Below are 26397 nucleotides of genomic sequence, written 5' to 3'. Positions count from 1 at the left end.
CATTGCCCATGAAACTTGCCACCTACAAGGACGGATCGCGTGACGGCCAGCTCGTCGTGGTCTCCCGTGACCTGGGCACGGCCCATTATGCGACCGGCATCGCCAGCCGCCTGCAGCAGGCGCTGGACGACTGGAACTTCATGTCGCCCCAGTTGCAGGATCTGTACGACCAGCTCAACGCCGGCCGCGCGCGCCACGCCTTTCCCTTCGATCCGCAGCAATGCATGGCGCCGCTGCCGCGCGCCTACCAGTGGGCCGACGGCTCGGCCTACATCAACCACGTCGAACTGGTGCGCAAGGCGCGCAACGCCGAGGTGCCCGCCAGCTTCTACACCGACCCGCTGATGTACCAGGGCGGCAGCGACGACTTCATCGGCCCCTGCGACGACGTGGTGGTGCCCAGCGAGGCCATGGGCATCGACTTCGAGGCCGAGATCGCCGTCGTCACCGGCGACGTGAAGATGGGCGCCAGCCCGGAGCAGGCGCTGGACGGCATCCGCCTGGTGATGCTGGCCAACGACGTGAGCCTGCGCCACCTGATCCCGGCCGAGCTGGCCAAGGGCTTCGGCTTCTTCCAGTCCAAGCCCGCCACGGCCTTCAGCCCCGTGGCCATCACGCTGGACGAGCTGGGCGACGCCTGGCAGGGCGGGCGCGTGCACCTGGCGCTGCAGTCCACCTGGAACGGCCGCAAGGTGGGCATGTGCGACGCAGGGCCGGAGATGACCTTCCACTTCGGCCAGCTCATCGCCCACATCGCCAAGACGCGCAACGTGCGCGCCGGCTCCATCGTGGGCAGCGGCACGGTCAGCAACAAGGACTGGGCCAAGGGCTACAGCTGCATCGCCGAAAAGCGCTGCATCGAGACCATCCAGGACGGCAAGCCGAGCACTGAATTCATGAAGTACGGCGACACCATCCGCATCGAGATGAAGAACAAGGCCGGCCAGAGCCTGTTCGGCGCGATCGACCAGACCATTGCCGCGCCGTAGTAGCCGGGCCGAAGGTGGGCGGCCATTGCCCCTGATTGGCCGCCTCCCTCAGCCCGAACGTTTCGCGGAAGGAGTCTGAGACGTGTTGCCAATCAGGTCAAATCGGCCTATGGCCCAAGTGATTCATGCGCTAAAAGCTATTGTTTTAATAGTGATCAGACCAGCGGCTGCACCTGCACCAGACAGTCGTAGAACGTGGGCCCGCGGCCCAGATCGGTCAGGGCCTGGCTGGTCAGCTCGTTCACGTTGGTGCCGCCTGCCCCCAGTTTGCGCCACCAGATGCCCAGGCCGTTGACCACGCCGCGGCGCGCGCGGCCGTTGATGGCGGCGTGGCATTCGTAGCTGCCGCGGTCGTTGAACACGCGCACCGGGGCGCCGTCGGCAATGCCGCGCGCGGCGGCGTCCTCGGGATGCATCTCCAGCACTGGTCGGCCTTCGGTGTCGCGCAGGCTTTGCAGGTTCACGAAGCTGGAGTTGAGGAAGTTGCGCGCGGGCGGCGAGATCATGGCCAGCGGGTAGCGTGCCGAGCTGCCGGGCGCCTCGTGGTTGGGCAGGTAGTCGGGCAGCGGGTCCAGCCCCTGCGCGGCCAGGCGCTCGCTGAAAAACTCGCAGCGGCCCGAGGGCGTGGGAAAGCCGCCGTCGGCAAAGGGTGCGTCCGCCACGGCCAGGGGCGCGAAGCCCGTTTCCAGCAGCCGCCCGAAGTCCACGGCCTTGCCATAGGCCTGGCGGCACAGCTGCTCGTCGCCGTCAGCAAAACAGGGCTCGGCAAAGCCCATGCGCGCGGCCAGGTCGCGGAAGATGTGCGCGTTGCTGCGCGCCTGGCCCAGGGGCGCGATGGCGGGGCGGTTGAGCAGCACGTCCGTGTGGCCGTAGGACAGGTGCACGTCCCAGTGCTCCAGCTGCGTGGTGGCGGGCAGGATGTAGTCGGCCCAGTCGGCGGTGTCGGTCTGGAAATGCTCCAGCACTACGGTGAACAGGTCTTCGCGCGCAAAGCCGCGCACCACCTTGGCCGACTCGGGCGCCACGGCCACGGGGTTGCTGTTGTAGACCACCAGGGCCTCGATGCGCGGGCCGAAGCCGGGGGAGGTGCCCCGCAGCAGGTCGTCGCCAATCGTGCTCATGTTGATGCTGCGCGGGCTGCGGCCGGCCAGCAGGTCGGGGCGCTGCAGAGCGGCGCGATCCACCGGAAATTGCCCTGAGCTGGACAGCAGCAGGCCGCCCGCGCGGTGGCGCCAGGCGCCGGTGAGTGCGGGCAGGCAGGCGATGGCGCGCACTGCGTTGCCGCCGCCATGCACGCGCTGCATGCCGTAGTTCAGGCGGATGGCGGCGGGCCGCGTGGTGCCCCAGTCGCGCGCCAGCTGGCGGATTTGCTCCACCGGTATGCCGCAGACTTGCGCGGCGCGCTCGGGCGGGAAGGTGAGGGCGCGCTCGCGCAGCTGCTGCCAGCCCAGGGTGTGGCGGGCGATGTAGTCGTGGTCCAGCCAGTCGTGCACGATCAGCTCGTGCATCAGAGCCAGGGCCAGCGCGGCGTCGGTGCCGGGCAGCAGCTGGAGGTGCGCGTGGCATTTTTCGGCGGTCTCGCTCTTGCGCGGGTCAATGCACACCAGCCTGGCGCCATCGCGCTTGGCCTGCTGCGCGATGCGCCAGAAGTGCAGATTGCTGGTGATGGAGTTGCTGCCCCAGATCAGGATGAGTTGGGATTCGGCAAAGAACTCCACCTTCATGCCCACCTTGGCGCCCAGCGTGTGCACCAGCCCTTCGCCGCCGGCCGTGGCGCAGATGGTGCGGTCCAGCAGCGACGCGCCCAGGCGGTGAAAGAAGCGCCTGTCCATGCTCTCGCCCTGCACCAGGCCCATGGTGCCGGCGTAGCTGTAGGGCAGGATGGCCTGCGGGTTGCGCGCTGCGATGGCGCCCAGGCGAGCGGCGATGTCGGCCAGCGCCTCGTCCCAGGTGACGGGCGTGAATTGCCCGCTGCCCTTGGCGCCGCTGCGCTTGAGTGGCGTGAGGATGCGTCCGGGGTGGTAGGTGCGCTCGGGGTAGCGCGCCACCTTGGCGCACAGCACGCCAGCGGTCTGCGGATGCGCCGGGTTGCCTTGCACGCGCGTGGCCACGCCACCCTCCACGGTGGTCAGCAGGGCGCAGGTGTCGGGGCAGTCATGCGGGCAGGCGCCGCGCACCTGGGCGAAGGCGGCGGTAGTGGGGTAAGTCACAGTCATGGCGCTGGGCATCGGTAAACTGGGTGCATCAGTATCCCCGCCCGTGCTGTCGGGTGGGCGATGGGGGGGATTTTTGATGGAGGAAATGTGACGATGACGCAGTTGAATCTGGGACGCAGGCAGTTTTCGTTCGGCCTTGGCGCAGCAGCGCTGGCGGGCTTTCCGGCGGTTCATGCGCAGGGCGAGGGATCCATCGTGCTGGGGCAGTCGGCGGCGCTCACGGGTGCTTCGGGGCAGCTGGGCGTGCAGTTCAATGCAGGTGCGCGCCTGGCCTTTGCGCAGGTCAACGCCCAGGGCGGCGTGGGCCGGCGCCAGATCGAAATCCGTGCGCTGGACGATGGCTACGAGCCCGACCGCTGCGCCGAGAACACCCGCCGCCTGATTGCCGACGACGTGTTCGCGCTGTTTGGCTACATCGGCACGCCCACCAGCCTGGCAGCGCAGCCGCTGTTCACGCAGGCCAGGGTGCCGTTTTTCGCCCCCTTCACCGGCGCCATGGCGCTGCGCCGGCCGTTCAACCGTTTGATCTTCCATGTGCGCGCCAGCTATGACGACGAGACCGAGCTCATCGTGCGCCAGCTCACCAACCTGGGCATGAACCGTATCGGTGTGTTCCACCAGGACGACAGCTACGGCCAGGCTGGACTGGACGGCGTGACCAAGGCGCTGGCCGCGCGCAAGCTGGCGCCCGTGGCCACGGGCACGGTGGAGCGCAACTCGGCCAAGGTGGGCGAGGCGGTGGCCCGGCTGGTGGCTGCGCGGCCCGAGGCCATCGTGCAGATCGGCACCTATGCCTCGTGCGCGGCCTTTGTGCGTGCGGCGCGCAAGGCGGGCTATGGCGGCAATTTCTACAACGTGTCGTTTGTGGGCACACAGGCGCTGGCCGATGCACTGGGCGCCGAGGGCGCAGGCGTGGTGGTGTCGCAGGTGGTGCCGTCGCCCTACCAGCAGTCGCGCCAGATCACGCGCGAGTTTCACGAGGCCATCAAGAAAAACGGCGGCGTGCAGGCCAACTATTCCAGCATGGAGGGCTACCTGGCCGCGCGCGTGCTCATCGAGGGGCTGCGCAACGCCCAGGCGCAGGGCGGCAAGCTGACGCGCGAGTCGCTGATCGCGGGGCTGGAGTCCATCAACGGGCAGGTGGGGGGCTTCCAGGTGGGCTTCAGCGCCAGCAACCATGCGGGCTCGCGTTTTGTGGAGATGTCCATGCTCACCGGCGACGGGCGCGTGCGCACCTGAGGGCGCGCGTGGCCTCGGCGGCCGCGCGCAGGGCTAGACTGTGATGCCACAGCAAGACAAGCCCTGGACACGCCATGAACATCATCGACTCCATCGCCCGCGAGGCCGCTGCCATTGCCCAGGTGCGGCGCGACATCCATGCCCATCCCGAGCTGTGCTTTCAGGAGGTGCGCACTGCCGACCTGATCGCCGCCAGGCTCACTGAATGGGGTATTCCCATCCACCGCGGCCTGGGGCAAACCGGCGTGGTGGGCATCGTGCACGGGCGCGATGGCGGCGCCTGCGCTCGCGCCGTGGGCCTGCGCGCCGACATCGACGCGCTGCCCATGCACGAGTTCAACACCTTTGCCCACGCCAGCCGGCACCCGGGCAAGATGCACGCCTGCGGCCACGACGGCCACACGGCCATGCTGCTCGCTGCGGCGCAGTATTTTGCGAAGCACCGCGACTTCGACGGCACGGTGTACCTGATCTTCCAGCCGGCCGAAGAAGGCGGCGGCGGCGCGCGCGCCATGATCCAGGATGGCCTTTTTGAGCAGTTTCCCATGCAGGCGGTGTTTGGCATGCACAACTGGCCCGGCATGCCTGCCGGCACCTTCGCCGTGAGCCCGGGGCCTGTCATGGCGTCAAGCAACGAGTTCAGGATCACCATCCACGGCAAGGGCAGCCACGGCGCCATGCCCAACCTGGGCATAGATCCCGTGCCAGTGGCCTGCCAGATGGTGCAGGGCTTTCAGAACATCATCAGCCGCAATAAAAAGCCCATCGACGCCGGCGTGATCTCCGTCACCATGATCCACGCGGGCGAGGCCACCAACGTGGTGCCCGACAGCTGCGAGCTGCAGGGCACGGTGCGCACTTTCTCCACCGAGGTGCTGGACATGATCGAGCGGCGCATGCGCCAGGTGGCCGAGCACACCTGCGCGGCTTTCGAGGCGCGCTGTGAATTCGAGTTTGTGCGTAACTACCCGCCCACCATCAACTCCCCGGCCGAGGCAGAGTTTGCCCGCCAGGTGATGGCCGCCATCGTGGGCGAAGACAAGGTGCTGGCGCAAGAGCCCACCATGGGCGCCGAGGATTTCTCCTTCATGCTGCAGGCCAAGCCCGGCGCCTACGTCTTCATTGCCAATGGCGACGGCACGCACCGCGACATGGGCCACGGCGGCGGCCCCTGCATGCTGCACAACCCCAGCTACGACTTCAACGACGCGCTGATCCCGCTGGGCGGCACCTACTGGGTGGAGCTGGCACGCCAGTGGCTGGCACGGCCCGCAGCGGCCTGACGCGGCCTGGCGCCGCTTGATGTTGGCTTCACACGGCTGACACGCCCCGGCCCCACCGTTGCGCGGTGGGGTTCTTGTTGATGCACAAGGGGGTTCGATGATCGCCATATCGCAGGCATTTGCCGCCAGTTACGCCCAGGCGCGGGCCAGGTTTGTGGGCGCCGCAGCCACGGCCGGGCTGGCGCTGCAGCCCCAGGTGCATCCGCTGCGTGGCCCCGATGGCGAAACCCTGGCGCTGGACGTGGTGCGCGACGGCCCGCCCGACGCGCGGCGCCTGCTCATCGTGAGCAGCGGCTGCCACGGCGTGGAAGGCCTGTGCGGCAGTGGCGTGCAAGTCTTCGCATTGCACGACGCGCAGTGGCGCGCCAAGGCCCGCGCGCAGGGCGTGGCCGTGCTGTACCTGCATGCGCTCAACCCCCACGGTTTTGCGCACTGGCGCCGCGTCACCGAAGAGAACGTGGATCTGAACCGCAATTTTGTGGACTTCAGCCAGAGCCTGCCCGCCAACCCGGCCTACAGCGCGCTGCACCCGGTCTTGCTGCCGCCCGAATGGCCGCCCACCGATGCCAACACGCAGGCCCTGATGGGCCTGTTGCAAACGCAGGGCCTCAAGGCGCTGCAGGCGGCCATCACCCAGGGCCAGTATGCGCACCCCGACGGCCTGTACTTTGGCGGCGCCAGCCCCACCTGGAGCCACCGCACGCTGCGCGACGTGCTGCGCCGCGAGGGCGCGCAGGCCCAGCGCATCGCCTGGGTGGATTTGCATTCCGGCCTGGGCCCCGCGGGGTATGGCGAGCGCATTCACGACGGGCGCGAGGTGGATGAGCACGGCCGGGACAGCGGCGCCCTGGCGCGCGCGCGCCGCTGGTGGAGCGGCGGCGCAGCCACGCCGGTCACATCCACGCAAGACGGCAGTTCCAGCTCGGCGCCGGTCACCGGGCTGATGTGCCACAGCGCCTACGACGAATGCCCGCACGCGCAGCTGACGGCGCTGACGCTGGAGTTTGGCACCCAGCCCGCGCCCGCCGTGCTGCAGGCGCTGCGCGCCGACCATTGGCTGCACCTGCACCCCCAGGCCTCGCCCACGCTGGCCGCGCTGATCCACGCCCAGATGCGCGAGGCCTTCTACACCGACACCGACGCCTGGCGCGGCCAGGTGATCAGCCAGGCGCGGCAGGTGCTGTTTCAGGCGGTGGATGGGCTGGCTGAGTGACGCAGCGATTGAAAAGAACGGTCGTTCGCATGTTGGCTACACTGTGCGGCGACCGCCACTATCACACCAAGGAGACAAACCATGACCGACCTGAACAGCGCCTTCGAGGCCGCCGTCGCCCAATCCAAACTGCTGACCGAGCGCCCCGACAACCCCACGCTGCTCAAGATCTACGCCTTGTACAAGCAGGCTACGCTGGGCGACAACACTGAGAAGAAGCCCAGCTTTTCCGACGTTGTGGGCCGCGCCAAGTGGGACGCCTGGGACAAGCTCAAGGGCACGGCTGCAGATGCCGCCAAGCAGCAATACATCGACCTGATCGGATCGCTGCGCGGCTGAAAAACAGCTGATCAAGGGCTGATCAAGGGCTGATCAAGGGCTGGCCGTGATGCCGGGTACCGCGGGGGCTTCATCAGGTGCATCGGGCATCAGCGCCCTGATCGCCGCGTCGCGCTCGGCCTGCGGCGCCCGCGCCAGCGCCTGCACGGCCTGATGAAAGCGTGGCCAGTCGCTGCCCTCGCGCTCGAACAGCGCCACAAACGCCGGCACCAGGTCATCGTAGGCCCCTTGCGCCGCAAAGCTGGCGTTGTTGGCGTTGCGCACCCAGCGGTCCAGGCCGGCGATCTGCGCGGGCTGCGTTTGCCCGGCCAGCCAGCGCGTGCGCAGCGCTTCGTAGTCTGCGCGGAAGGTTTGCATTGCTTCCGATTTCATAGCTGTCAGCGATTGATGGTCAAGGGCTAGAGCCTCTTTTGATTCATAAATGGCTGATAGCCGCTCGCGGGTGGCACGGGTGAGGGCGCGCCACTGGGCGCGCCGCTGCTCGCTGGCGGCAAACTGCGCACGCGCCGCTGGCGAGGAGTGCAGGCCCAGCCAGCGCTGCACGCCCAGGCGCTCCACGGCGGTGGCGTACGACTCGTTGAACGCCGTGTCGTTTTTGGCATAAGCCACCTGGTGCGCCAGCTCGTGGAACAGCAGGCGCACAAAGTCGCCCTCCTGCCAGTGGATGAAGGTGGACAGCAGCGGGTCGCCCCCCAGCCAGTTGCTATAGCCCAGCGTGGAGTAGGCGGGCACGCCATACACGCTGACTTCCAGCCCCGTGGCTGCCAGGCGCGCAGCCTCGGCGCGTGCGTCAGCTTCGGCGTAATAGCCGCGGTAGCCGATGCAGCCGGTCACCGGGAAGCACCAGCGGTGCAGCGTGAGCGAAAAAGGCCCGGCCGCCACCACGTTCCACACGGCTGCGTTGCGCTGCAGCGATGCATAGCGCCGGTAGCTGGCGTTGTCGGGCAGGGCCAGGGCGGTCACCGCAAAGTTGCGGGCCTGCTGCGCCAGCTGCAGCCGCGCGCGCAAAGGCTGCGGCGTATCGGGGCTGGCAAGCCACTCATCCAGGGGGCGGGCGGCAGTCATGATCTGCAGATGCCCGCGCAGCGCCTGCCAGTAGTAGCCCAGCGTGGCGCCGCTGTGCGTGGCTGCGCCGGGTGAGTCGCCGTTCTGTGCGCCGCCGTTCTGTGCGCCGCCGTTCTGTATGCCGCCGTTCTGTGCGCAGCCGCCCAGCAGCAAGGCAGTGGCCAGAACCAGAAAAAGGCGGGGCAAAGAAACGGTGCGGGCGTTCATGACAGCGATCAGCGGGGAGGTCAAACAGAAGTCAGGGCCAGCATAGCAAGCCGCCGCTGGCGGTGTTGGCGATGCGCCGATCCGCGTTTCACAATGCAGCCATGCCCGAGACCATTCGCGCCCCCGCTGCCTCTGGTGCCAGCCACTCCCCCGACGCCAGCGGCCTGTTCACCGACGAGGCTGGCCATGCGCGCTGCGGCTGGTGCCGTGCCTCGCCCTTGTACCGCCATTACCACGACCATGAATGGGGCTTTCCCGTTGCGGACGATCGCCGACTGTTCGAAAAGCTGTGCCTGGAGGGCTTCCAGGCGGGGCTGTCGTGGATCACCATCCTGAACAAGCGCGAGGCTTTTCGCGCCGCGCTGGCGCATTTCGATGTGGTGCAGCTGGCCTGCTTCGGCCCTGCAGAGGTCGATCGGCTGATGGCCAACGCCGCCATCGTGCGCCATCGCGGCAAGATCGAGTCAGCCGTCAACAACGCGCGTCGCGTGCTGGAGCTGCAGCGGGAGTTTGGCTCGCTGGCACGCTATGTCTGGGGCTGGGCGCCGCTGGCCGCGCAGGGCCGGCCCGGGCGCATGACGCTGGAGGCAACGCGCGCGCTTACGCGGTCGGCGGCGTCGGTTGCCTTGTCAAAAGACCTGAAAAAGCGCGGCTGGAGCTTTGTCGGCCCCACCACGGTGTATGCCTTCATGCAGGCCATGGGCCTGGTCAACGACCATGTAGAGGGCTGCAGTGTCCGCGCGCGGGCCGATGCGGCGCGCGCCGCATTTGTGCCTCCACCATGAAAAACAGCCCTTGGCAAAGGGCTGTTGCGTGCATTGGCGCCGGGGCAGATCAGCCGTGGCGCTTGCCGGGGTTCTTCTTGCTGCGCGTGGCCACGCCGCGCTCCAGGCTCACGCGCTGGCCACGGCCATGCGTCACTGCGGGCATGCCGGGCATGGGGGTGGGGCGGGGGGTGCGCTTGCGGTCGGCTTCGGTGACGATTTTGTTACCCATGATGACTCCAGAAATAAAAAAACGGGAAAAGCCCGCTATTAGGCCATAGACGCAAAGCCTTTTCAGTGTGGGCAAGCGTTCGGGCCGGGCCAAAAGCTCTATCCGGCCCCCGGTGTTTGCCCATTGACGGGTGTTGCATGCACTTCAAGAATGCCGGCTGTCGCAGCGCACGAAAGACATGCCATGAAGCATTTGCTCCGTTCCCTGGAGTCCAGCCTGGCCCTGTCGCCGGTGGGCATTGCCCTGGAGCTGCCCGGCGGGGTGCGGCTGGGTGACGCCAACGCAGACTTGCGATTGCATTTTCGTGACCGCACGGCTTTGGTGGCTCTGGCGACGGGCGAGATTGGCAGCGTGGGCGCCGCCATCGTTGAAGGCCGGGTGGCGCTGCAGGGCAGCATGCGTGAGCTGATGGCGGTGGCCGCGGCCATGCTCAAGGCCGATCCGGCGCGCGACGGGCAGGTCGGCTGGTGGCGGCGTGCGCTGGTGCAAGTGCGTTCGATGGCGGCGCATTCCTTGACGGCCGATGCGCGCGACGTGCAGGCCCATTACGACCTGTCGGATGATTTCTATGCCCTGTGGCTGGATCCGCTGCGTGTTTATTCCTGCGCCTACTTTCGCGCGCCAGACATGACGCTGGCGCAGGCGCAGCAGGCCAAGCTGGAGCACATCTGCAAAAAGCTCATGTTGCGCCCGGGCGATCGTTTTCTGGACATCGGCGCGGGCTGGGGCGGCCTGCTGCTGTGGGCTGCCGAGCATTACGGGGTGGATGCCACCGGCATCACCCTGTCGCGCAACCAGCACGCCCATGTGCAGCGGCTCATCGATCAGCGCGGCCTGCAGGCGCGGGTGCGCGTGCAGCTGATGGACTGGCGTGCGCTGCAGGTGCCGCAACCCCTGGACAAGATCGCTTCGGTGGGCATGTTCGAGCATGTGGGCCGCGTGCAAATGACCCGTTACTTTTCCACCGTGCGCCGCTTGCTGCGCCCCGGCGGCCTGCTGCTGAACCACGGCATCTCGGCAGGTGGCGTGGACAATGCCCAGCTGGGCGCCGGGATAGGCGACTTCATCGGCCGTTACATCTTCCCTGGTGGCGAGCTGCTGCACGTCAGTGCGGCGTTGCACCACATGGCACGTGCCGGGCTGGAGATGCTGGACAGCGAAAACCTGCGCCCGCACTACGCGCGCACCCTGTGGGCCTGGTCGGACGCGCTGGAGGCCCGGCTGGAGCAGGCGCGGCGCATCCTGGTGGCGCAGCACGGGCCGGACAAGGGCGACAAGGCCTTACGCGCCTACCGCCTGTACCTGGCGGGCAGTGCCATGGCGTTCGAGCTCGGCTGGATTGCGCTGTACCAGACGCTGGCGGCCCACCCCAGCGGCCGCATCGATACAGGCGCGATGGCCGGCGCGCAGTGCGACTATCCTTTCAACCGCGCATACATGTATGGTGATGAAGCGGCCCCGCGCGCCGCGTCCTGACTTTGCTGGGGAACCCCGATGCTGATCAAATTCAAATCCCGCGCCACGGCCGACCTGATCATGCTGCCGCACAACGGCCGGCAGCTGCTGGAGATCATCGGCAAGTCGCCGGACGAGCCGCACGGCATCGTGACCGTGGCGCAGATTCCGGCCGCCATCCAGGCGCTGGAGGCGGCCGTGGCCGCCGACGAGGCGGCGCTCAAGCAGGTCAGCACGCCGCCGCCTGACGAGGATGAGCGCGCCGAAGAAGACCGGGAGCCGCCCGTGCTGCTGCGCCAGCGCGCCGCGCCCCTCATCGACATGCTGCGCCGCAGCGCGGCCGAAGACTGTGACGTGATCTGGTAGGGGCGCACGGCGCTCGAGCAGGTCTGGGGGCGTGCGCCTGCGGGGTGTCGTCAGGCGGGCGTCACGCCCAGGTCAGTCGGCGTAAGTGCCGGCCGCCTTGATGACCGCGCCCCAACTGGCGATCTCGGCTTGCACAAACTTCTTGTGCTCGGCGGGTTCCACGCGTTTGTCCCTGGCGATCACGGCGCCCAGGGCTTCTTCGCGCTTGACGAAGTCGGGGTCTTTCAGGGCCACCTTCAGCGCGTCGTTGATGGTCTTGACGACGGATTCCGGCGTGCCCTTGGGTGCGTACAGAGCATGCCAGGTCGTGACCTGGAAGCCCTTGACACCCAGCTCCTGCATCGTGGGCAGGCTCTTCAGCGCGGGCGTGCTCAGGCGCTTGGGCGTGGTCACTGCGAAGGCTTTGACCTTCTTGGCTTCGATCTGGCTGGTGGTGTTGGTGGTCTGGTCGCACATCAGATCCACCTGGCCGCCCATCAGATCGGCAATCGCAGGGGCGGCGCCTTTGTAGGGCACGGACGTCATCTCGGTCTTGAGTTCGCTTTGCAGCATCAGGCCGCACAGGTGCGAGGCGGAGCCCACACCCGCGTTGGCCAGGTTGACCTTGTCCTTGTTGGCGTTGATCCAGGCAATCAGCTCTTTGTAGTTATTGGCCGGCAGCGTGGGCCTGCCGATCAGCGTCATGGGCACGTCGTTGATCATGCCCAGGTACTCGAAGTCGGTCTCCACATTGAAGGGCAGCTTGCGGTACAGGCTGGGCATGGTGGCCATGGCGATATGGTTCACCAGCAGGGTGTAGCCATCGGGGGCGGCGCGTGCCACTTTGGCGACGCCGATGGAGCTGCCGGCACCGCCGACGTTCTCTACAACGATGGTGGCGCCGCCCAGGGGCTTGCGCAGGGCTTCAGCCAGGTCGCGGGCCACGCGGTCGGAGGGGCCGCCCGCGGTGAAGGGCACCACGATGGTGATGGTCTTGCCCGCTGCGGGGAAGGTTTGGGCGCTGGCGCCAAAAGCGGCCAGCATGGCGGCTGCGCCGAGGGCGATCTTGAAGGACGGTTGCATGGATGATCCCCAAAAAAAGGTTGATGATAGAAACGAATGATTTGCCATGCACCGACAAAAATCAAATTGCCTGCTCGAATTTCTGATCCGCCAGCAGGCCCGTCCGCACCGCCAGCGGTCAGCGGTCAGCGGTAGCTTCGCGCGTCCTCGATCACCTTGCCGTCGTTGGGCAGGCTGCCCGGGGGCACCATCAGCACGTCTCCGCGCAGCTTGGTCACCTCGCGCAGCGCATCCTGCACTTGCTGGGCCATGCCTGGGGCGGTTTCCGTGGTTTCGACCTGCAGCACCATCTGGTCGTTGGCCATTTCGCCGCTGACAACCAGGCGCGCGCGCTGCACCTGCGGAAAGCGCTTGACCACGGCGGCGATCTGCCCGGGGTGCACGAACATGCCGCGCACCTTGGTGGTCTGGTCGGCGCGGCCCAGCCAGCCCTTGATGCGGGTGTTGGTGCGGCCGGTGGGGCACTGGCCCGGCAGCACGGCCGACAGGTCGCCGGTGCCAAAGCGCACCAGCGGGTAGTCGGGGTTGAGGGTGGTGATGACCAGCTCGCCCACCTCGCCCTCGGGCACGGGGTCGCCGGTGCCGGGGCGCACGATCTCGACGATCACGCCCTCGTCCAGCACCAGCCCTTCGCGGGCGCTGGTCTCGTAGGCGATCAGGCCCAGGTCGGCCGTGGCATAGCACTGGTAGCCGGCCACGCCGCGCTCGGCCAGCCAGTCGCGCAGACTGGGCGGGAAGGCCTCGCCGGACACCAGTGCCTTGGTCACGCTGGGCAGGGCCACGCCTTGCTCGTGCGCCTTGTCCAGGATGATCTTGAGAAAGCTGGGCGTGCCGATGTAGCCAGCGGGGCGCAGCTCGGCCATGGCCTGCACCTGCTGCTCGGTCTGGCCGGTGCCGCCGGCAAACACCGTGCAGCCCAGCGCGTGGGCGCCGGTTTCCATCATGGAGCCGGCGGGCACGAAGTGGTAGCTGAAGCTGTTGTGGATCAGCTCGCCGGGGCGAAACCCCGCGGCGTACATGGCGCGCGCCATGCGCCAGTAGTCGGGGCGCGCGCCCTCGGGCTCATAAATGGTGCCGGGGCTGGCGAACACGCGGGGCATGTGGCGCCCGAACTGCAGCGCGCTGAAGCCGCCAAACGCGTCCTGGCCGCGCTGGGCCTGCTGGCGCTCCAGCAGTTCGTACTTGCGCGTGACGGGCAGGCGGGCCAGCGCGGCGCGGTCGGTGATGGTGGTGGCGTCCACGCCCGCCAGAATGCCCGCGAAGGCGGGGCTGGCCTGCTGGGCGTGGGCGATCTGCCGGGGCAGTGCCGCCATCAGGGCGGCTTCACGGTCGGCGGGGGCGCGGGTTTCCAGGGCGTCGTAGAACATGCTCATGCCTGGGGCTCCTGTGGTGGGGCGGGTGGTTTGGGGTTAAATTGGCCTGCAGCGCCTATCTATCAAGCGCTGGCAGCTATGAATCAAGTAGCAATCAGGCCAGCCAGCGCTTGCGCCGCTTGTAGCTCTTGACGTCCTTGAAGCTTTTGCGCTCGCCGCCGCCGACGCCCAGGTAGAACTCCTTGACGTCTTCGTTGCTGGCCAGGTCGCTGGCGGCGCCGTCCATCACGATGCGGCCGCTTTCCATGATGTAGCCGTAGTCGGCGTACTTCAGGGCCATGTTGGTGTTTTGCTCGGCCAGCAAGAAGGTGGTGCCTTCCTTGGCGTTGAGGTCTTTGACGATGTTGAACACCTCTTCCACGATCTGCGGCGCCAGGCCCATGGAGGGTTCGTCCAGCAGCACGATGCTGGGGTTGGTCATGATGGCGCGGCCAATGGCGCACATCTGCTGCTCGCCGCCCGATGTGTAGGCCGCCTGGCTGGTGCGGCGGGTTTTGAGGCGCGGAAAGTAGGTATAGACCTTGTCCAGGTTGGCGGCGATTTCGCCCTTGTCGGTACGGGTGTAGGCACCGGTGAGCAGGTTTTCCTCGATGGTCAGGTGGGCAAAGCAGTGACGGCCTTCCATGACCTGCACCACGCCGCGCTTGACCATGTCGGACGGCGTGAGGTTCTGGATGGGTTCGCCGCGCAGCTCGATGCTGCCTTTGGTGACCTCGCCGCGCTCGCCGCGCAGCAGGTTGGAGATGGCGCGCAGCGTGGTGGTCTTGCCCGCGCCGTTGCCGCCCAGCAGGGCGACGATGCCCTTTTCGTGTAACTGCAGCGACACGCCCTTGAGCACCAAAATGACGTGGTTGTAGATGACTTCGATGCCGTTCACCACGAGCACGGGCGGGGCGGAGTTGGGGGCGGTGGCGGTTCGGTTGTCGGTCATGGTTTCACCGTGTGTCATCAAAATGAATAGCTGCCTGCGCTGAATACACGCCGGCTTGAAGCGTATCCGGCATGTACTCAGGCAGGTGTTTCAGAGGCGGGTCAGTTGCAGGTGCGCACCTTGACGTTCTTGTCCTTGGCGTAGCGCTCGGCGTACTCCTTGACCAGCGGCCCGATCAGCGACTTGTCGGCCTGGTACCAGTCCGACGTCACTTCCCACTTGCTTCCGTTCCACTGCGCGATGCGCGCCCAGTCGGTGCCCAGGTGGTTCTCGCAGCTGGTCTTGACAGGGCGCAGCAGCTTGCCGAAGCCCAGCTCGTTCAGGCGCTCTTGCGTGAGGTTGAGGTTCTCCAGGCCCCAGCGCACCTGCTCGGGCGTCATCACCTTGCCCTTGCCGTATTTTTCCTGGGCGGTGCGGATGCCCTCAACCTGCAGCATGGCGATCACCATGCCGCGCGTGTGGGCCAGCGCCCCCAGCTCCCTGGCGTCGCTGGCGGAACCCTGGCCCTTGTCGTACAGCGTGGCCTTGACTTCGTCGTGCACCTTGTCGCGCTCGGCGGTGTTGTGGATGGTGACGGTGTTGTAGCCCTTGGCGCCGTCGATGCCCTTCACGTCATGGTCGGAGCCAGCCCACCAGATGCCGTAGAGCTTCTCGCGCGCAAAGCCGGTGGCCTGCGCCTCGCGGATGGCGGTGGGCGTCATCACGCCGGCCGACCACAGGATCACGTAGTCGGGGCGGTTCTGGCGCACTTGCAGCCAGGTGGCTTTTTGCTCCACGCCCGGCGCGGTGACGGGCAGCAGCGACAGTGCAAAGCCTTCCTTCTCGGCACGCTTTTGCAGCAGCGGAATCGGCTCCTTGCCGTAGGGCGAGTCGTGGTACACCAAGGCGATCTTCTTGCCCTTGAGGTTGCCTTTTTCCTTTTTCAGGATGTCCTGAATGATGGAGTCGGCCGCCGTCCAGTAGGTGCCCAGCAGCGGGAAGTTCCACTCGAACACCTTGCCGTCCACCGACTGCGACAGGCCGTAGCCGGGGGTGATGACCGGAATCTTGTCGATGGGCGCTTTTTCCGACACGGCAAAGGTGATGCCGGTGGACTGGGTGTCAAAACCCGCCGCACCACCGCCCTTGCCCTTGAGGCGCTCGTAGCACTCCACCCCGCGGCTGGTGTCGTAGGCGGTTTCGCATTCCTCGAAGGCGATCTTGACGCCGTTGATGCCGCCTTTGGCGTTGACCAGCTTGAGGTAGTCCAGTTTTCCGTCTGCCCATGGAATGCCCAGCGGGGCAAACTGGCCGGTGCGGTAGGACAGCAGCGGAACGAATTGCTCCGGCGCTTGCGCAGATGCGCTGGCGGCGAAGCCCATGCCTGCAAAGGCGAGGGCGGCTGCCACGGTCATGCGGTTGAGTTGCATGCTTGTCTCCTAGTCGTTGGTGTGGATACAGCGGGGGGGCACAAGGCCCGCGCGGCGTTGCGCGCGGGCCGAGTCTGGTTTTGCCTACTTGCAGTCGGTGCGGCGGGCGATCTTCTTGTCGGCCAGGTATTTGTCACCGTGTTCCTTGATGAGCGGATCGATCACGCTCTTGTCGGCCTGATACCAGTCGGAGGTGAACTTCCAGTTCTTGCCGTCCCAGGCATAGACACGCGCGCTGCTGGAGCCCATGTGGTTGGCGCAGCTGGTGGCAAAGGGCTGCATCACCGTGTCAAAGCCCAGCTCTTTCAGGCGTTTGGCGTCGAGCTTGAGGTTTTCCATGCCCCAGCGCACCTGCTCGCCGGTCATGACCTTGCCCTTGCCAAACTTTTCCTGCGCGGTGCGCACGGCCTCGACAGCCAGCATCTGCGTGATGACGCCATGCACGTAGAGCACGGTGCCCACCTCGTCGCGCGGGCCGGTGCCCTGCTTGCCGTCGTGCACCACCTTGAGGATGTCCTGCATCACCTTGGAGCCGGTGCCGTGGGTGTACAGCGACAGTGCGTTGAAACCCTTGGCGCTGTCGCCCACGTCGCGCACGGCCGGCTCGGTGCCGCCCCACCAGATGCTGTACATCTTCTCGCGCGGAAAGCCCGTGGCCTGCGCCTCTTTCAGCGCGGTGCTGTTCATCACGCCCCAGCCCCACAGCAGCAGGTAGTCGGGGCGGTTCTGGCGCACCTGCAGCCAGGTGGACTTTTGCTCCACGCCGGGCGCGGTGACGGGCATCATCTGCAGGGTGAAGCCGTGCATCTGCGCGCGCTTTTCCAGCAGCGGAATGGCGTCCTTGCCAAACGGGCTGTCGTGATAGACGTAGGCGATCTTCTTGCCCTTGAGCTTGTCCAGGCCGCCCGCTTGCCTGCCCAGGTGCTGGATCAGGATGTCGGCGGCCGTCCAGTAGCTGCCCAGGAAGGGGAAGTTCCACTGGAAGGCGTTGCCGTCCTGCGAGATCGACAGGCCGTAGCCCTGCGTCATCAGCGGGATCTTGTCCACGGGCGCCTTTTCGGTCAGCGCAAAGGTGATGCCAGTGGCCAGCGGCTCCACCACGGCCACGCCGGGGCGGGTCTTGAGGCGCTCGTAGCACTCCACGCCACGGTCGGTCAGGTAGGCGGTCTCGCACTCCTCGTAGGTGAGCTTGACGCCGTTGATGCCGCCGTCGCGCGCGTTGACGAGCTTGATGTAGTCCAGCTTGCCGTTGGACCATGGAATGCCATACGCCGCGTAGGCACCCGTGCGGTAGGTCAGTTGCGGAAAGAACTGCTCGCTGCCCTGCGCGCTGGCGCTGGACGCAAAGCCCAGACCTGCTGCCGTCAGTGCGGCGGCAAGCGCCAGGCGGGTGGTTTTCTTCATGGGTGTCTCCTTGGTCTCTAACAAAGTGGTTTCAGGGCAAATAGGCCTGTAGCCCTTGTAATCAAAGCGCTGACAGCTATGCTTGTTGTAGCTATTTCAGTGCGGGAAGGGCCACACGCGCATCTTTTGCTTGCCGGTGGACCACAGCTTGGCAATGCCGTGCGGCTCGACGATCAGGAACCAGACGATGAGCGCGCCGAAGATGATGAACTCGGCATGCGAGATGCCCGCGGTGGAGATCTCCATGCCAAACAGCCCGGCCACGGCGGGCAGCAGCAGGTTGAGCACGATGGGCAGCACCACGATGAAGGCCGCGCCAAAAAAGCTGCCCATGATGGAACCCAGCCCGCCGATGATCACCATGAACAGCAGCTTGAAGGACATGTCCACCGAGAAGGCCGCCGGCTCCCAGGCGCCCAGGTGCACGAAGCCCCACAGCGCACCGGCCATGCCGACGATGAACGAGCTGACGGCAAACGCCGACAGCTTGGCGTACATCGGGCGGATGCCGATCACGCTGGCGGCCACGTCCATATCGCGAATCGCCATCCACTCGCGGCCGATGGCGCTGCGCACCAGGTTCTTGGCCAGGACGGCCATGATGACCAGCACCGCCAGGCAAAACAGGTACTTGGACTGCGCCGACTGGATGGGCAGGCCCAGCACTTCCAGGTTGCTCACCGACACCGAGCCCGAGGGCGAGTCGTTGGTGAACCACTTGATGCGCAGGAACATCCAGTCGCTGAAGAACTGCGCCGCCAGCGTGGCCACCGCCAGGTACAGGCCCTTGACGCGCAGGCTGGGCAGGCCGAACAAAATGCCGAAGAAGGTGGCGCACAGGCCGCCCAGGATCAGCGCGGGGATCAGGGGCATGTCGGGCACGCGCGCCACGAAGTTGTAGGCGCCATACGCTCCCACCGCCATGAAGGCGCCCGAGCCCAGCGAGATCTGGCCGCAGTAGCCCACCAGAATGTTCACCCCCAGGGCGGCCAGCGACATGATGACCAGCGGCGTCAGGATGGCCAGATAGAAATAGTCGGTGGCCAGCATGGGCACCACGATGAAGGCCGCCGCAATCAGCAGCCAGATGGCCACCTTGTCCTGCAGGATGGGAAAAACCTGCTGGTCGGCGCGGTAGCTGGTCTTGAACTGACCGTTTTCTCTGTAGAACATTCTCTATGTCTCCTTCTTAACCGGGGCGATGATCTTCTGGCTTAGGGCACTGCGTGCCCAGCGCCTAAAAATCATTCTTTGCTTGCGCAAAGTGCCCTTTGGGCAGATCGCGTTACACGCGATCAATGATTTTTTCGCCAAACAAACCTTGCGGCCTGAACAGCAGGAACACCAGGGCCAGCACGTAGGCGAACCAGATCTCGATGCCGCCGCCCACGAAGGGGCCCAGGTACACCTCGGACAGCTTTTCGCCCACGCCGATGATCAGGCCGCCGATGATGGCGCCGGGCACCGAGGTCAAACCGCCCAAAATGACCACCGGCAGGGCGCGCAGTGCTACGGTTGTGAGAGTGAACTGCACCCCCAGCTTGGAGCCCCAGATCATCCCGGCCACCAGCGCCACCACGCCTGCCACGCACCACACGATCACCCAGATGCGGCTGAGCGGAATGCCGATGGACTGGGCCGCCTGGTGGTCGTCGGCCACGGCGCGCAGGGCGCGGCCGGTGCTGGTCTTCTGGAAGAACACCGACAGCGCCGCCACCAGCGCGGCGGCAATCAGGGCGGCAATCACGTCTTCCTGGTTGACCATCACGCCGCCCTCGAAGATGGAGTCAAGCACGAACACCGGGTCTTTGGGCATGCCGATGTCGATCTTGTAGATCTCGCTGCCAAACAGCGTCTGGCCCACGCCTTCCAGAAAGTAGGTGATGCCCAGCGTGGCCATCAGCAGCGTGGCCGCGTCCTGGTTGACCAGGTGGCGCAGCACCAGCCGCTCGATGAACCAGGCGCAGATGAACATCACGCCCGCCGCCAGCACGAAGGCCGCCACGTTGGCGGCGATCTTGTTGTCGATGCCCGTCCATTGCGGAATCCATTCCGCAAAGCGCGCCATCGCCAGGGCGGCGAACAGCACCATCGCCCCCTGGGCAAAGTTGAACACGCCCGAGGCCTTGAAGATCAGCACAAAGCCCAGTGCCACCAGCGCGTAGAGCATGCCGGCCATCAGGCCGCCAAGCAGTGTTTCCAGAAAGAATGCCATTGAGAGTCTCCGGTGTTGCGTGGTGTGTCAGTGGCTGGTGCCCAGATAGGCGCGGATCACGTCTTCGTTGTTGCGCACCTCTTCAGGCTCGCCGTCGCCGATCTTCTTGCCGTAGTCCAGCACCACGACGCGGTCCGAGATGTCCATCACCACGCCCATGTCGTGCTCGATCAGCACGATGGTGGTGCCAAATTCATCGTTCACGTCCAGGATGAAGCGGCACATGTCCTGCTTTTCTTCCACGTTCATGCCGGCCATGGGCTCGTCGAGCAGCAGCACCTGCGGCTCCATGGCCAGGGCTCTTCCTAAGTCCACGCGCTTTTGCAGGCCGTAGGGCAGCTGGCCCACGGGTGTCTTGCGAAAGGCCTGGATCTCCAGAAAGTCGATGATGTGCTCCACCTTTTCGCGGTGGGCAATCTCTTCTTTTTCTGCCGGGCCCCAGCGCAGCGCCTGCAGCAGCAGGTTGCTTTTGATCTTGAGGTTGCGCCCGGTCATGATGTTGTCGATCACGCTCATGCCCTTGAACAGCGCCAGGTTCTGGAAGGTGCGTGCCACGCCCATCTCGGCCACCTGGCGGCTGTTCATGTGGGCGAAAGTCTGGCCGCGGAAGGTGATCGAGCCCTCGGACGGCGTATAGACGCCGTTGATGCAGTTGAGCATGGACGACTTGCCCGCGCCGTTGGGGCCGATGATGGAGCGGATCTCGTGCTCGCGCACGTTGAACGAGATGTCCGTCAGCGCCTTCACGCCGCCAAAGCGCAGGCTGATGTTCTTGATGTCCAAAATGACATCGCCGATCTTTTTCTGTGTCATGGCTGTGCGTCCCGGTCAGGCTTTGGCAGGATGGGTTTTGGCGTCCACGATGGTCAGGGTGGCGCTCACGCTGCCGGTGCGGCCGTCCTCGAACTTGACCTGGGTCTCGATGAACTGCTCCTTCTTGTCCGAATACAGCGCATCGACCAGCACGCCGTACTTTTGCGCGATGAAGCCGCGGCGCACCTTGCGGGTGCGGGTCAGCTCGTCGTCGTCGGGGTCCAGCTCCTTGTGCAGCACCAGAAAGCGCGCCACCTGGGTGTCTGCCATGCCGGGCTCGCCGGCCAGGTCGGCGTTGACCTGTGCAATGCAGTCGGCGATCAGGTCCAGCACCCTGGGCTTGGAGGCCAGATCCACGTAGCCCGCGTAGGGCATGTTCTGGCGCTCGGCCCAGTTGCCCACGGCCTCGAAGTCGATGTTGATGAAGGCGCAGACCTTGTCGCGGTCGTGACCGAAGCACACGGCTTCTTTGACGTACGAGAAGAACTTGAGCTTGTTCTCGATGTAGTTGGGCGCGAACATGGCGCCGCCGGCCAGCTTGCCCACGTCTTTGGCGCGGTCGATGATGCGCAGCTGCCCCTCGGCGTCGATCACGCCGGCGTCGCCGGTGTGAAACCACCCCTCGGCGTCAATCACCTCGGCGGTGGCGTCGGGGCGTTTGTAGTATTCCTTGAGCACCGGCGCGCCCTTGACCAGCACCTCGCCGTTGTTGGCAATCTTGAGCTGGATGCCCGGCGCCGCCTGGCCCACGGTATTCAGGTTCACCTGGCCGTCGCGCTGCAGGCAGACATAGGCGCAGGTTTCGGTCTGGCCGTAGAACTGCTTGAGGTTGATGCCGATGGAGCGAAAGAAGCGAAACAGATCGGGCCCGATGGCCGCGCCCGCCGTGTAGGCCACGCGGATGCGCGACAGCCCCATGGCGTTGCGCAGCGGGCCGTAGATCATGAAGTCGCCCAGCCGGTACTGCAGGCGGTCCAGCAGCCCGACCGGCTTGCCGTCCAGAATGTCAGAGCCCACGCGGCGCGCCAGCGCCATGCATTTTTCAAACAGCCAGCGCTTGGGCGGCGCGGCGTCTTCCATGCGGATCTGGATGGAGGTCAGCATGCCTTCAAACACGCGCGGCGGCGCAAAGTAATAGGTGGGCCCGATCTCGCGCATGTCGATGCTCACCGTGCTGGCCGATTCCGGGCAGTTGATGGTGTAGCCCGCCACCAGCCACTGGGCCAGCGAGAACAGGTGGTCACCCACCCAGGCGGGCGGCAAATAAGAAATGATGCAGTCGCTGGGGCCCAGCTTGTCCACCTCGGTGGCCCCCCGGGCGGCGCCAATGAAGCTGGCATGCGTCTGGCACACGCCCTTGGGCTTGCCGGTGGTGCCCGAGGTGTACAGGATGACCGACACATCATCGGGCTGGTTTTGCTCGACCAGCGTCTGCCAGGCGCCGGGGTGGGCTTTGTCCCACTCGGCGCCGCGCGCCAGCAGCTGCTCCATGCTGATCAGACCGGGCTGGTCGTAGTGGCGCAGGCCGCGCGGGTCGTCGTAGATGATGTGCCGGATGCCGGGCACGGTCTCGCGCACCTCCAGCAGCTTGTCCACCTGCTCCTGGTTTTCGGCGAAGGCGAAGGCGATGTCCGCATCCTGGATGACGAAGGTCATCTCGGCGGCCACCGCGTCCTGGTACAGCGGAATGGGCACGCCGCCCACGCTTTGCACCGCCACGAAGCCCATGTACAGGTGCGGCCGGTTGTCGCTGATCAGCGCCAGGTTCTGGCCCCTGGCAAAGCCCAGGGACAGCAGGCCGCAGGCCATGTGGCGCACCTCGGTGGCGGCGCGCTGCCAGCTCCATGTCTGCCAGATGCCATATTCTTTCTCGCGCAAAGCGGCAGCCTCGGGGCGCTGCGCTGCGTGCTGCAACAACAGATGGGGGAATGTGGACTTCATTCCTGTTCCTATCGGGTTCTATGAAGGGCCGCGGCGCGTCAGCCTGGGGGCAACGTGATCCGCCACACGATTGCAACCGATGGTAGGGGTGACTTTGACGCCATCTTGTCTTCATGGCGACAATCTCAGGGTTATTCCTCAGGGGTCATTCCCTGATGCATGGCCCGGTGCCCGCGGGGGGGCGGGCTGCGCTGCGATGACCCGCCACGGCAAGGGGCGGGTGGGCACGGCGGTATCCTTGCGGCCATGTACGTCCCGTTCTTCGGCCTAGAGCACCCGCCGTTTTCCATTGCCCCCGACCCGCGCTACCTGTTCATGAGCGAGCGCCACCGCGAGGCGCTGGCGCATCTGCTTTACGGGCTGGACGCGGGCGGCGGCTTTGTGCTGCTCACCGGGGACATCGGCACCGGCAAGACCACCGTATGCCGCTGCTTTCTGGAGCAGATCCCGGCCCACTGCAACGTGGCCTATATCTTCAACCCCAAGCTCACGGTGCCCGAGCTGCTGCGCTCCATCTGCGACGAATTCGGCGTGGCCCACCGCCCGGCAGTGCCCGGGGCCGAGACCGTCAAGGACTGCCTGGACCCGCTCAATGACTTTTTGCTGCAGCAGCACGCCGCCGGGCGCAACAACGTGCTCATCATCGACGAGGCGCAAAACCTGGCCCCCGACGTGCTGGAGCAGCTGCGCTTGCTCACCAACCTGGAGACCAGCGAGCGCAAGCTGCTGCAGATCATCCTCATCGGCCAGCCCGAGCTGCGCGCCATGGTGGCGGCGCCCGAGCTGGAGCAGCTGGCGCAGCGCGTGATTGCGCGCTACCACCTGGACGCGCTGAGCGCCGATGAAACCCGCCAGTACATCGCCCATCGCCTGGCCGTGGCGGGCTGGCACGGGCCGCTGCCGTTTCAGCGCCGCACGCTGGCGCGCGTGCATGCCCTCACGGGCGGCGTGCCCCGGCGCATCAATCTGCTGTGCGACCGCGCCTTGTTGGGCGCCTACAGCGCCGGGGTGCGCGAGGTCAGCCCCGCCATGCTGCGCCGCGCGGCGCGCGAGGTGTTCGACCAGTCCGCCGCCGCCCGGCCCGCCGCCGCCCGCGCGATGCCGGGCATGCGCTGGCGCGCGGCCCTGGTAGGCGCTGTGGCGGGCGCGGCTGCGGTGGGCGCACTGGGCTGGGCCGCAGGCTGGTGGCCCCAGCAGACCCTGGCGCCCACCAGTGCAGGCGGCCAGCCCCTGACGCGTGCGCCGGCTCTGGCTGCATCTGCCGCCTCTGCGGCACTCGCCGCCGCGTCTGGTGCACCCGCCACTGCGTCGTCAGCTGCGGCATCTGCAGTATCTGCGGCGTCGGCGCCCGCTGCCACGCTGGCGCAGTTTCTGGCGGCCCAGCCGGCGGGTGAGGGGCTTGCGGCCTGGCAGGGGTTGGCGCAGGCCTGGCAGGCCCGCGTGCCTGCCGCCGTGGCCGATCCCTGCGCCGCGCTGGCGGCAGACGGCCTGCGCTGCTGGCGCAGCCGCCGCGCCAGTCTGGGCCTGCTGCGCCTGATCGACCGGCCGGTGCTGCTCACGCTGCGGCCGGCCGACCAGGCGGGCGGCGTGGCAGCCGTATTGCTCCAACTGGACGGCGATCTGGCCACGCTGCAGGGCGCAGACGGCGCCGCGCTGCAGGTGCCCGTGGCCGATCTTGCGCCGTTGTGGCACGGCGAGATCGCCACGCTGTGGCGGGCACCCGCTTATCTGCCCGAGGGTGGCGACATTACCGTCACCGCCGCCGGCGCCGCCTGGCTGGACCAGCAGCTGGCGCTGGCCGGCGCCGGCCCGTCCCCGACACGCGGGGTGACTGGCGCAGCGCGGCGCGCACGCATTCACCAGTTTCAGCTGCGCCAGGGGCTCACGCCCGATGGCCAGGCTGGACCCATGACCCTGATGTTGCTCAACCGCGCCGCTGGCGTGCAAGAACCACGTCTGCACAGCGGAGCCTGAAACCATGTCCTACATTCTTGATGCGCTGCGGCGCGCCCAGACCGAGCGCGGCCTGGGTAGCGTGCCCGGTCTGCACACGCCCGCAACCCCTGCAGCCGGCCTGCCCGCAGCCAGCGCGCCAGCGGCGCGCGGCGCAGCCGTGGCACTGGGCGCCCTGGTGCTGGGCGCTGGCCTGGCGGGCGGCGGTTGGTGGCTGTGGCGCATGCTGACCACGCCTGCGCCGTCTGCCGTCACCCTGGCGCAGAGCGCGCCTGCCGCCCAACCGTCAGTGGCGCCCCCCCCGGCGCCCCCCGTGGCGGCCGCACCCGCACCTGGGCCTGTGCCTGTGCCTGTGCCTGTGCCGGCACCTGCACCTGCACCTGCACCTGCACCTGCACCGGAACCTTCGCCCCGGTCTGCCGATGCACCGCCGGCGCGCACCCCTGCGGGCGCATCCGCGCAGGCGAAGCCCGAGCGTGTCGAGCGCCGCGCAGCGCCGGCACCGGATGCACCGGCCCCGCCCAAGGCCCCTTCTGCCCGCGAGGCATCACCGCCCCCGCCGGCGCCTGCAGCGCCGGTCTTTGCCCAGGCTGACCTGCCTCCCGTGGTGCGCGAGCAACTGCCCACGCTGCAACTGGCGGGCGTGACCTACTCGTCCAACCCGCAATACCGCATGGTCATCGTCAATGGCCAGGTATTGCACGAGGGCGACCAGGCCGCGCCGGGCCTGGTGCTGCAGCGCATCGAGCCTGAGCGCACTGTCTGGGCGTTTCGCGGCTACCTCTATGCACTGCCATCGCGGTAAGGGCACCACTGGTCGGGCGCGTTGCGGCAGGCACTGGATTGCCGCTGCCTGCCATCACGCCGGTTCGTGGTATTCCCGCTGACCGGGGCGCGCGGGTTTGCCGCATGCTTGCGTCCATGAGCCAAGACGCATCCCTGCACCAGCGGCGGCGCCCACCCACGGCGCCAGAACTCAGCGGCATTCCGTGGCTGGCGCGGCTGCTGCCGCACGAGCGCGAGCGCGCGGTGGCAGCGCTGGTGGTGGGCGAGGCCCGTGCCGGCGACTATCTGTGCCGCGTGGGGCGGCCCGTGACCTACTGGTTCGGCGTGGTGGAGGGTCTGCTCAAGATGAGCGCCGAGAACGCAGACGGATCGCTGATGACCTTCACCGGCGTGCCGCCCGGCGGCTGGTTTGGCGAGGGCACCACCCTCAAGCGCGAGCCCTACCGCTACAACATCCAGGCGCTGCGCAAAAGCGTGGTGGCGGGCCTGCCCACCGACACCTTTCACTGGCTGCTGGATCACTCCATCGGCTTCAACCGCTTCGTGATGAACCAGCTCAACGAGCGCCTGGGGCAGTTCATCGCCGCGCGCGAGATCGACCGCCTGAACAGTCCCGACCTGCGCGTGGCGCGCAACCTGGCGGCGCTGTTCAACCCGGTGCTCTACCCCGGCGTGGGCGAAGTGCTGCGCATCACGCAGCAAGAACTGGCCTACCTGGTCGGCCTGTCGCGCCAGCGTGTGAACGAGGCGCTGGCAACGCTGGAGGCGCAGGGCGCGATCCGCGTGGAATACGGCGGCCTGCGCGTGCTGAATCTGCAGGCGCTGCGCGCCACCACGGGCGCTGCGCGGGGTGGCGCGGCGGGCAGTGCACCGGCCGCACAGGCTTGCAGCGCCTGAGGGCCCAGTAGCACACGCCGGTTGCCCTGGCGCCCAACCGCTGCACGCCGGCCCTGGGTCCGCCAACCCGCTTATTGGACATTCAACGTTTTTCTGCAGCTCTGCGGCGCCCCTGGCGGCGAAAATACCCGCCATGTCTTCGTCCAGCACCCGTCCCCCTTCACCGGCCAGCGCACCCGCGCCTGCGGCGCCCGCACCCCGTCCGGTGCTGCGCCGGCCCACCCTGGGCGTGCGCCCGCCGGCAC

23 protein-coding genes are annotated in these 26397 nt (G+C 67.0%); 11 read left to right on the top strand and 12 right to left on the bottom strand.

Annotated elements, in window-relative coordinates; translation table 11 throughout:
- The first annotated feature begins 8 nt into the window (after window positions 1–8).
- Window positions 9–989, top strand: a complete 981-nt coding sequence (locus AB7E35_RS02565) for a fumarylacetoacetate hydrolase family protein (protein WP_428164205.1) — start codon at window positions 9–11, stop codon at window positions 987–989.
- A gap of 155 nt (window positions 990–1144) precedes the next feature.
- Here the strand turns inward: AB7E35_RS02565 and AB7E35_RS02560 are convergent, their stop codons facing one another.
- On the bottom strand, window positions 1145–3205 hold the full coding sequence (locus AB7E35_RS02560) for a molybdopterin-containing oxidoreductase family protein (protein WP_428164206.1): 2061 nt from the start codon (window positions 3203–3205) through the stop codon (window positions 1145–1147).
- Window positions 3206–3298: 93 nt separating this feature from the next.
- Between AB7E35_RS02560 and AB7E35_RS02555 the strand changes: the two genes are divergently transcribed.
- The 4 genes from AB7E35_RS02555 to AB7E35_RS02540 all read left to right on the top strand — a co-directional run bounded on the left by AB7E35_RS02555 (window position 3299) and on the right by AB7E35_RS02540 (window position 7279).
- Window positions 3299–4444 (top strand): ABC transporter substrate-binding protein, encoded by a 1146-nt coding sequence (locus tag AB7E35_RS02555; RefSeq protein ID WP_428167024.1) that lies wholly within the window; start codon window positions 3299–3301, stop codon window positions 4442–4444.
- A gap of 74 nt (window positions 4445–4518) precedes the next feature.
- Complete coding sequence (locus tag AB7E35_RS02550) at window positions 4519–5727, top strand: M20 aminoacylase family protein (protein WP_428167023.1); 1209 nt, start codon at window positions 4519–4521, stop codon at window positions 5725–5727.
- A 97-nt stretch (window positions 5728–5824) separates the two neighbouring features.
- The gene (locus tag AB7E35_RS02545; RefSeq protein ID WP_428164209.1) at window positions 5825–6940 is read left to right on the top strand and encodes a M14 family metallopeptidase; all 1116 of its coding nucleotides are present in this window, start codon (window positions 5825–5827) and stop codon (window positions 6938–6940) included.
- Window positions 6941–7021: 81 nt separating this feature from the next.
- On the top strand, window positions 7022–7279 hold the full coding sequence (locus tag AB7E35_RS02540; RefSeq protein WP_428164210.1) for an acyl-CoA-binding protein: 258 nt from the start codon (window positions 7022–7024) through the stop codon (window positions 7277–7279).
- Window positions 7280–7312: 33 nt separating this feature from the next.
- Here AB7E35_RS02540 and AB7E35_RS02535 read toward each other — a convergent pair whose 3' ends face one another.
- Window positions 7313–8551 (bottom strand): aminopeptidase, encoded by a 1239-nt coding sequence (locus tag AB7E35_RS02535; protein WP_428167022.1) that lies wholly within the window; start codon window positions 8549–8551, stop codon window positions 7313–7315.
- Window positions 8552–8652: 101 nt separating this feature from the next.
- On the opposite strand from AB7E35_RS02535, the gene AB7E35_RS02530 reads away from it, so the two are divergent.
- Window positions 8653–9336: a DNA-3-methyladenine glycosylase I gene (locus tag AB7E35_RS02530; RefSeq protein ID WP_428167021.1), complete on the top strand. Its 684-nt coding sequence runs from the start codon at window positions 8653–8655 to the stop codon at window positions 9334–9336.
- A 49-nt stretch (window positions 9337–9385) separates the two neighbouring features.
- Here AB7E35_RS02530 and AB7E35_RS02525 read toward each other — a convergent pair whose 3' ends face one another.
- The gene (locus AB7E35_RS02525) at window positions 9386–9547 is read right to left on the bottom strand and encodes a hypothetical protein (protein ID WP_428164213.1); all 162 of its coding nucleotides are present in this window, start codon (window positions 9545–9547) and stop codon (window positions 9386–9388) included.
- A gap of 183 nt (window positions 9548–9730) precedes the next feature.
- Here AB7E35_RS02525 and AB7E35_RS02520 point away from each other — a divergent pair, with 183 nt between their 5' ends.
- Window positions 9731–11023, top strand: coding sequence for a class I SAM-dependent methyltransferase (locus tag AB7E35_RS02520; RefSeq protein ID WP_428167020.1), 1293 nt, complete (start codon window positions 9731–9733; stop codon window positions 11021–11023).
- 18 nt (window positions 11024–11041) lie between these two features.
- The gene (locus tag AB7E35_RS02515) at window positions 11042–11368 is read left to right on the top strand and encodes a DUF1840 domain-containing protein (RefSeq protein ID WP_428167019.1); all 327 of its coding nucleotides are present in this window, start codon (window positions 11042–11044) and stop codon (window positions 11366–11368) included.
- A 72-nt stretch (window positions 11369–11440) separates the two neighbouring features.
- Here the strand turns inward: AB7E35_RS02515 and AB7E35_RS02510 are convergent, their stop codons facing one another.
- The 9 genes from AB7E35_RS02510 to AB7E35_RS02470 form a co-directional block, all read right to left on the bottom strand.
- Window positions 11441–12430, bottom strand: coding sequence for a tripartite tricarboxylate transporter substrate-binding protein (locus AB7E35_RS02510; RefSeq protein WP_428167018.1), 990 nt, complete (start codon window positions 12428–12430; stop codon window positions 11441–11443).
- 125 nt (window positions 12431–12555) lie between these two features.
- Window positions 12556–13803 carry a phenylacetate--CoA ligase family protein gene (locus AB7E35_RS02505; RefSeq protein ID WP_428167017.1) on the bottom strand — a complete coding sequence of 416 codons (1248 nt, stop codon included), beginning with the start codon at window positions 13801–13803 and terminating at the stop codon, window positions 12556–12558.
- A 94-nt stretch (window positions 13804–13897) separates the two neighbouring features.
- Entirely contained in the window at window positions 13898–14734 is an 837-nt protein-coding gene (locus AB7E35_RS02500) for an ABC transporter ATP-binding protein (protein ID WP_428167016.1), read from the bottom strand.
- A gap of 101 nt (window positions 14735–14835) precedes the next feature.
- The gene (locus tag AB7E35_RS02495) at window positions 14836–16143 is read right to left on the bottom strand and encodes an ABC transporter substrate-binding protein (protein ID WP_428167015.1); all 1308 of its coding nucleotides are present in this window, start codon (window positions 16141–16143) and stop codon (window positions 14836–14838) included.
- 84 nt (window positions 16144–16227) lie between these two features.
- On the bottom strand, window positions 16228–17547 hold the full coding sequence (locus AB7E35_RS02490; protein ID WP_428167014.1) for an ABC transporter substrate-binding protein: 1320 nt from the start codon (window positions 17545–17547) through the stop codon (window positions 16228–16230).
- A gap of 96 nt (window positions 17548–17643) precedes the next feature.
- The gene (locus tag AB7E35_RS02485) at window positions 17644–18720 is read right to left on the bottom strand and encodes a branched-chain amino acid ABC transporter permease (protein WP_428167013.1); all 1077 of its coding nucleotides are present in this window, start codon (window positions 18718–18720) and stop codon (window positions 17644–17646) included.
- Between the two features lie 112 nt (window positions 18721–18832).
- Window positions 18833–19762: a branched-chain amino acid ABC transporter permease gene (locus AB7E35_RS02480; RefSeq protein WP_428164050.1), complete on the bottom strand. Its 930-nt coding sequence runs from the start codon at window positions 19760–19762 to the stop codon at window positions 18833–18835.
- A gap of 27 nt (window positions 19763–19789) precedes the next feature.
- Window positions 19790–20575, bottom strand: a complete 786-nt coding sequence (locus AB7E35_RS02475) for an ABC transporter ATP-binding protein (RefSeq protein WP_428164051.1) — start codon at window positions 20573–20575, stop codon at window positions 19790–19792.
- Window positions 20576–20590: 15 nt separating this feature from the next.
- A complete protein-coding gene (locus tag AB7E35_RS02470; RefSeq protein WP_428164052.1) occupies window positions 20591–22516 on the bottom strand; it encodes an AMP-dependent synthetase/ligase in 1926 nt (641 codons plus the stop codon).
- Between the two features lie 246 nt (window positions 22517–22762).
- On the opposite strand from AB7E35_RS02470, the gene AB7E35_RS02465 reads away from it, so the two are divergent.
- The 3 genes from AB7E35_RS02465 to AB7E35_RS02455 all read left to right on the top strand — a co-directional run bounded on the left by AB7E35_RS02465 (window position 22763) and on the right by AB7E35_RS02455 (window position 26152).
- Entirely contained in the window at window positions 22763–24490 is a 1728-nt protein-coding gene (locus AB7E35_RS02465; RefSeq protein WP_428164053.1) for an AAA family ATPase, read from the top strand.
- 4 nt (window positions 24491–24494) lie between these two features.
- Complete coding sequence (locus AB7E35_RS02460; protein ID WP_428167012.1) at window positions 24495–25274, top strand: general secretion pathway protein GspB; 780 nt, start codon at window positions 24495–24497, stop codon at window positions 25272–25274.
- A 116-nt stretch (window positions 25275–25390) separates the two neighbouring features.
- The gene (locus AB7E35_RS02455) at window positions 25391–26152 is read left to right on the top strand and encodes a Crp/Fnr family transcriptional regulator (RefSeq protein WP_428164055.1); all 762 of its coding nucleotides are present in this window, start codon (window positions 25391–25393) and stop codon (window positions 26150–26152) included.
- Window positions 26153–26397: the final 245 nt, after the last annotated feature.

The organism is Diaphorobacter sp. (assembly GCF_050251835.1).
Classification (GTDB): domain Bacteria; phylum Pseudomonadota; class Gammaproteobacteria; order Burkholderiales; family Burkholderiaceae_C; genus JBFXIE01.
This window is presented reverse-complemented; position numbering and strand designations above follow the sequence as displayed.

Excerpts from the sequence above, each read along its gene's own strand:
- AB7E35_RS02535 (WP_428167022.1), bottom strand. The coding sequence starts at position 8,551 with ATGAACGCCCGCACCGTTTCTTTGCCCCGCCTTTTTCTGGTTCTGGCC.
- AB7E35_RS02490 (WP_428167014.1), bottom strand. The coding sequence starts at position 17,547 with ATGAAGAAAACCACCCGCCTGGCGCTTGCCGCCGCACTGACGGCAGCA.
- AB7E35_RS02540 (WP_428164210.1), top strand. The coding sequence starts at position 7,022 with ATGACCGACCTGAACAGCGCCTTCGAGGCCGCCGTCGCCCAATCCAAA.
- AB7E35_RS02550 (WP_428167023.1), top strand. The coding sequence starts at position 4,519 with ATGAACATCATCGACTCCATCGCCCGCGAGGCCGCTGCCATTGCCCAG.
- AB7E35_RS02455 (WP_428164055.1), top strand. The coding sequence starts at position 25,391 with ATGAGCCAAGACGCATCCCTGCACCAGCGGCGGCGCCCACCCACGGCG.
- AB7E35_RS02545 (WP_428164209.1), top strand. The coding sequence starts at position 5,825 with ATGATCGCCATATCGCAGGCATTTGCCGCCAGTTACGCCCAGGCGCGG.
- AB7E35_RS02555 (WP_428167024.1), top strand. The coding sequence starts at position 3,299 with ATGACGCAGTTGAATCTGGGACGCAGGCAGTTTTCGTTCGGCCTTGGC.
- AB7E35_RS02565 (WP_428164205.1), top strand. The coding sequence starts at position 9 with ATGAAACTTGCCACCTACAAGGACGGATCGCGTGACGGCCAGCTCGTC.
- AB7E35_RS02500 (WP_428167016.1), bottom strand. The coding sequence starts at position 14,734 with ATGACCGACAACCGAACCGCCACCGCCCCCAACTCCGCCCCGCCCGTG.
- AB7E35_RS02470 (WP_428164052.1), bottom strand. The coding sequence starts at position 22,516 with ATGAAGTCCACATTCCCCCATCTGTTGTTGCAGCACGCAGCGCAGCGC.
- AB7E35_RS02510 (WP_428167018.1), bottom strand. The coding sequence starts at position 12,430 with ATGCAACCGTCCTTCAAGATCGCCCTCGGCGCAGCCGCCATGCTGGCC.
- AB7E35_RS02515 (WP_428167019.1), top strand. The coding sequence starts at position 11,042 with ATGCTGATCAAATTCAAATCCCGCGCCACGGCCGACCTGATCATGCTG.
- AB7E35_RS02460 (WP_428167012.1), top strand. The coding sequence starts at position 24,495 with ATGTCCTACATTCTTGATGCGCTGCGGCGCGCCCAGACCGAGCGCGGC.
- AB7E35_RS02465 (WP_428164053.1), top strand. The coding sequence starts at position 22,763 with ATGTACGTCCCGTTCTTCGGCCTAGAGCACCCGCCGTTTTCCATTGCC.
- AB7E35_RS02520 (WP_428167020.1), top strand. The coding sequence starts at position 9,731 with ATGAAGCATTTGCTCCGTTCCCTGGAGTCCAGCCTGGCCCTGTCGCCG.
- AB7E35_RS02505 (WP_428167017.1), bottom strand. The coding sequence starts at position 13,803 with ATGAGCATGTTCTACGACGCCCTGGAAACCCGCGCCCCCGCCGACCGT.
- AB7E35_RS02525 (WP_428164213.1), bottom strand. The coding sequence starts at position 9,547 with ATGGGTAACAAAATCGTCACCGAAGCCGACCGCAAGCGCACCCCCCGC.
- AB7E35_RS02495 (WP_428167015.1), bottom strand. The coding sequence starts at position 16,143 with ATGCAACTCAACCGCATGACCGTGGCAGCCGCCCTCGCCTTTGCAGGC.
- AB7E35_RS02480 (WP_428164050.1), bottom strand. The coding sequence starts at position 19,762 with ATGGCATTCTTTCTGGAAACACTGCTTGGCGGCCTGATGGCCGGCATG.
- AB7E35_RS02475 (WP_428164051.1), bottom strand. The coding sequence starts at position 20,575 with ATGACACAGAAAAAGATCGGCGATGTCATTTTGGACATCAAGAACATC.
- AB7E35_RS02530 (WP_428167021.1), top strand. The coding sequence starts at position 8,653 with ATGCCCGAGACCATTCGCGCCCCCGCTGCCTCTGGTGCCAGCCACTCC.
- AB7E35_RS02560 (WP_428164206.1), bottom strand. The coding sequence starts at position 3,205 with ATGACTGTGACTTACCCCACTACCGCCGCCTTCGCCCAGGTGCGCGGC.
- AB7E35_RS02485 (WP_428167013.1), bottom strand. The coding sequence starts at position 18,720 with ATGTTCTACAGAGAAAACGGTCAGTTCAAGACCAGCTACCGCGCCGAC.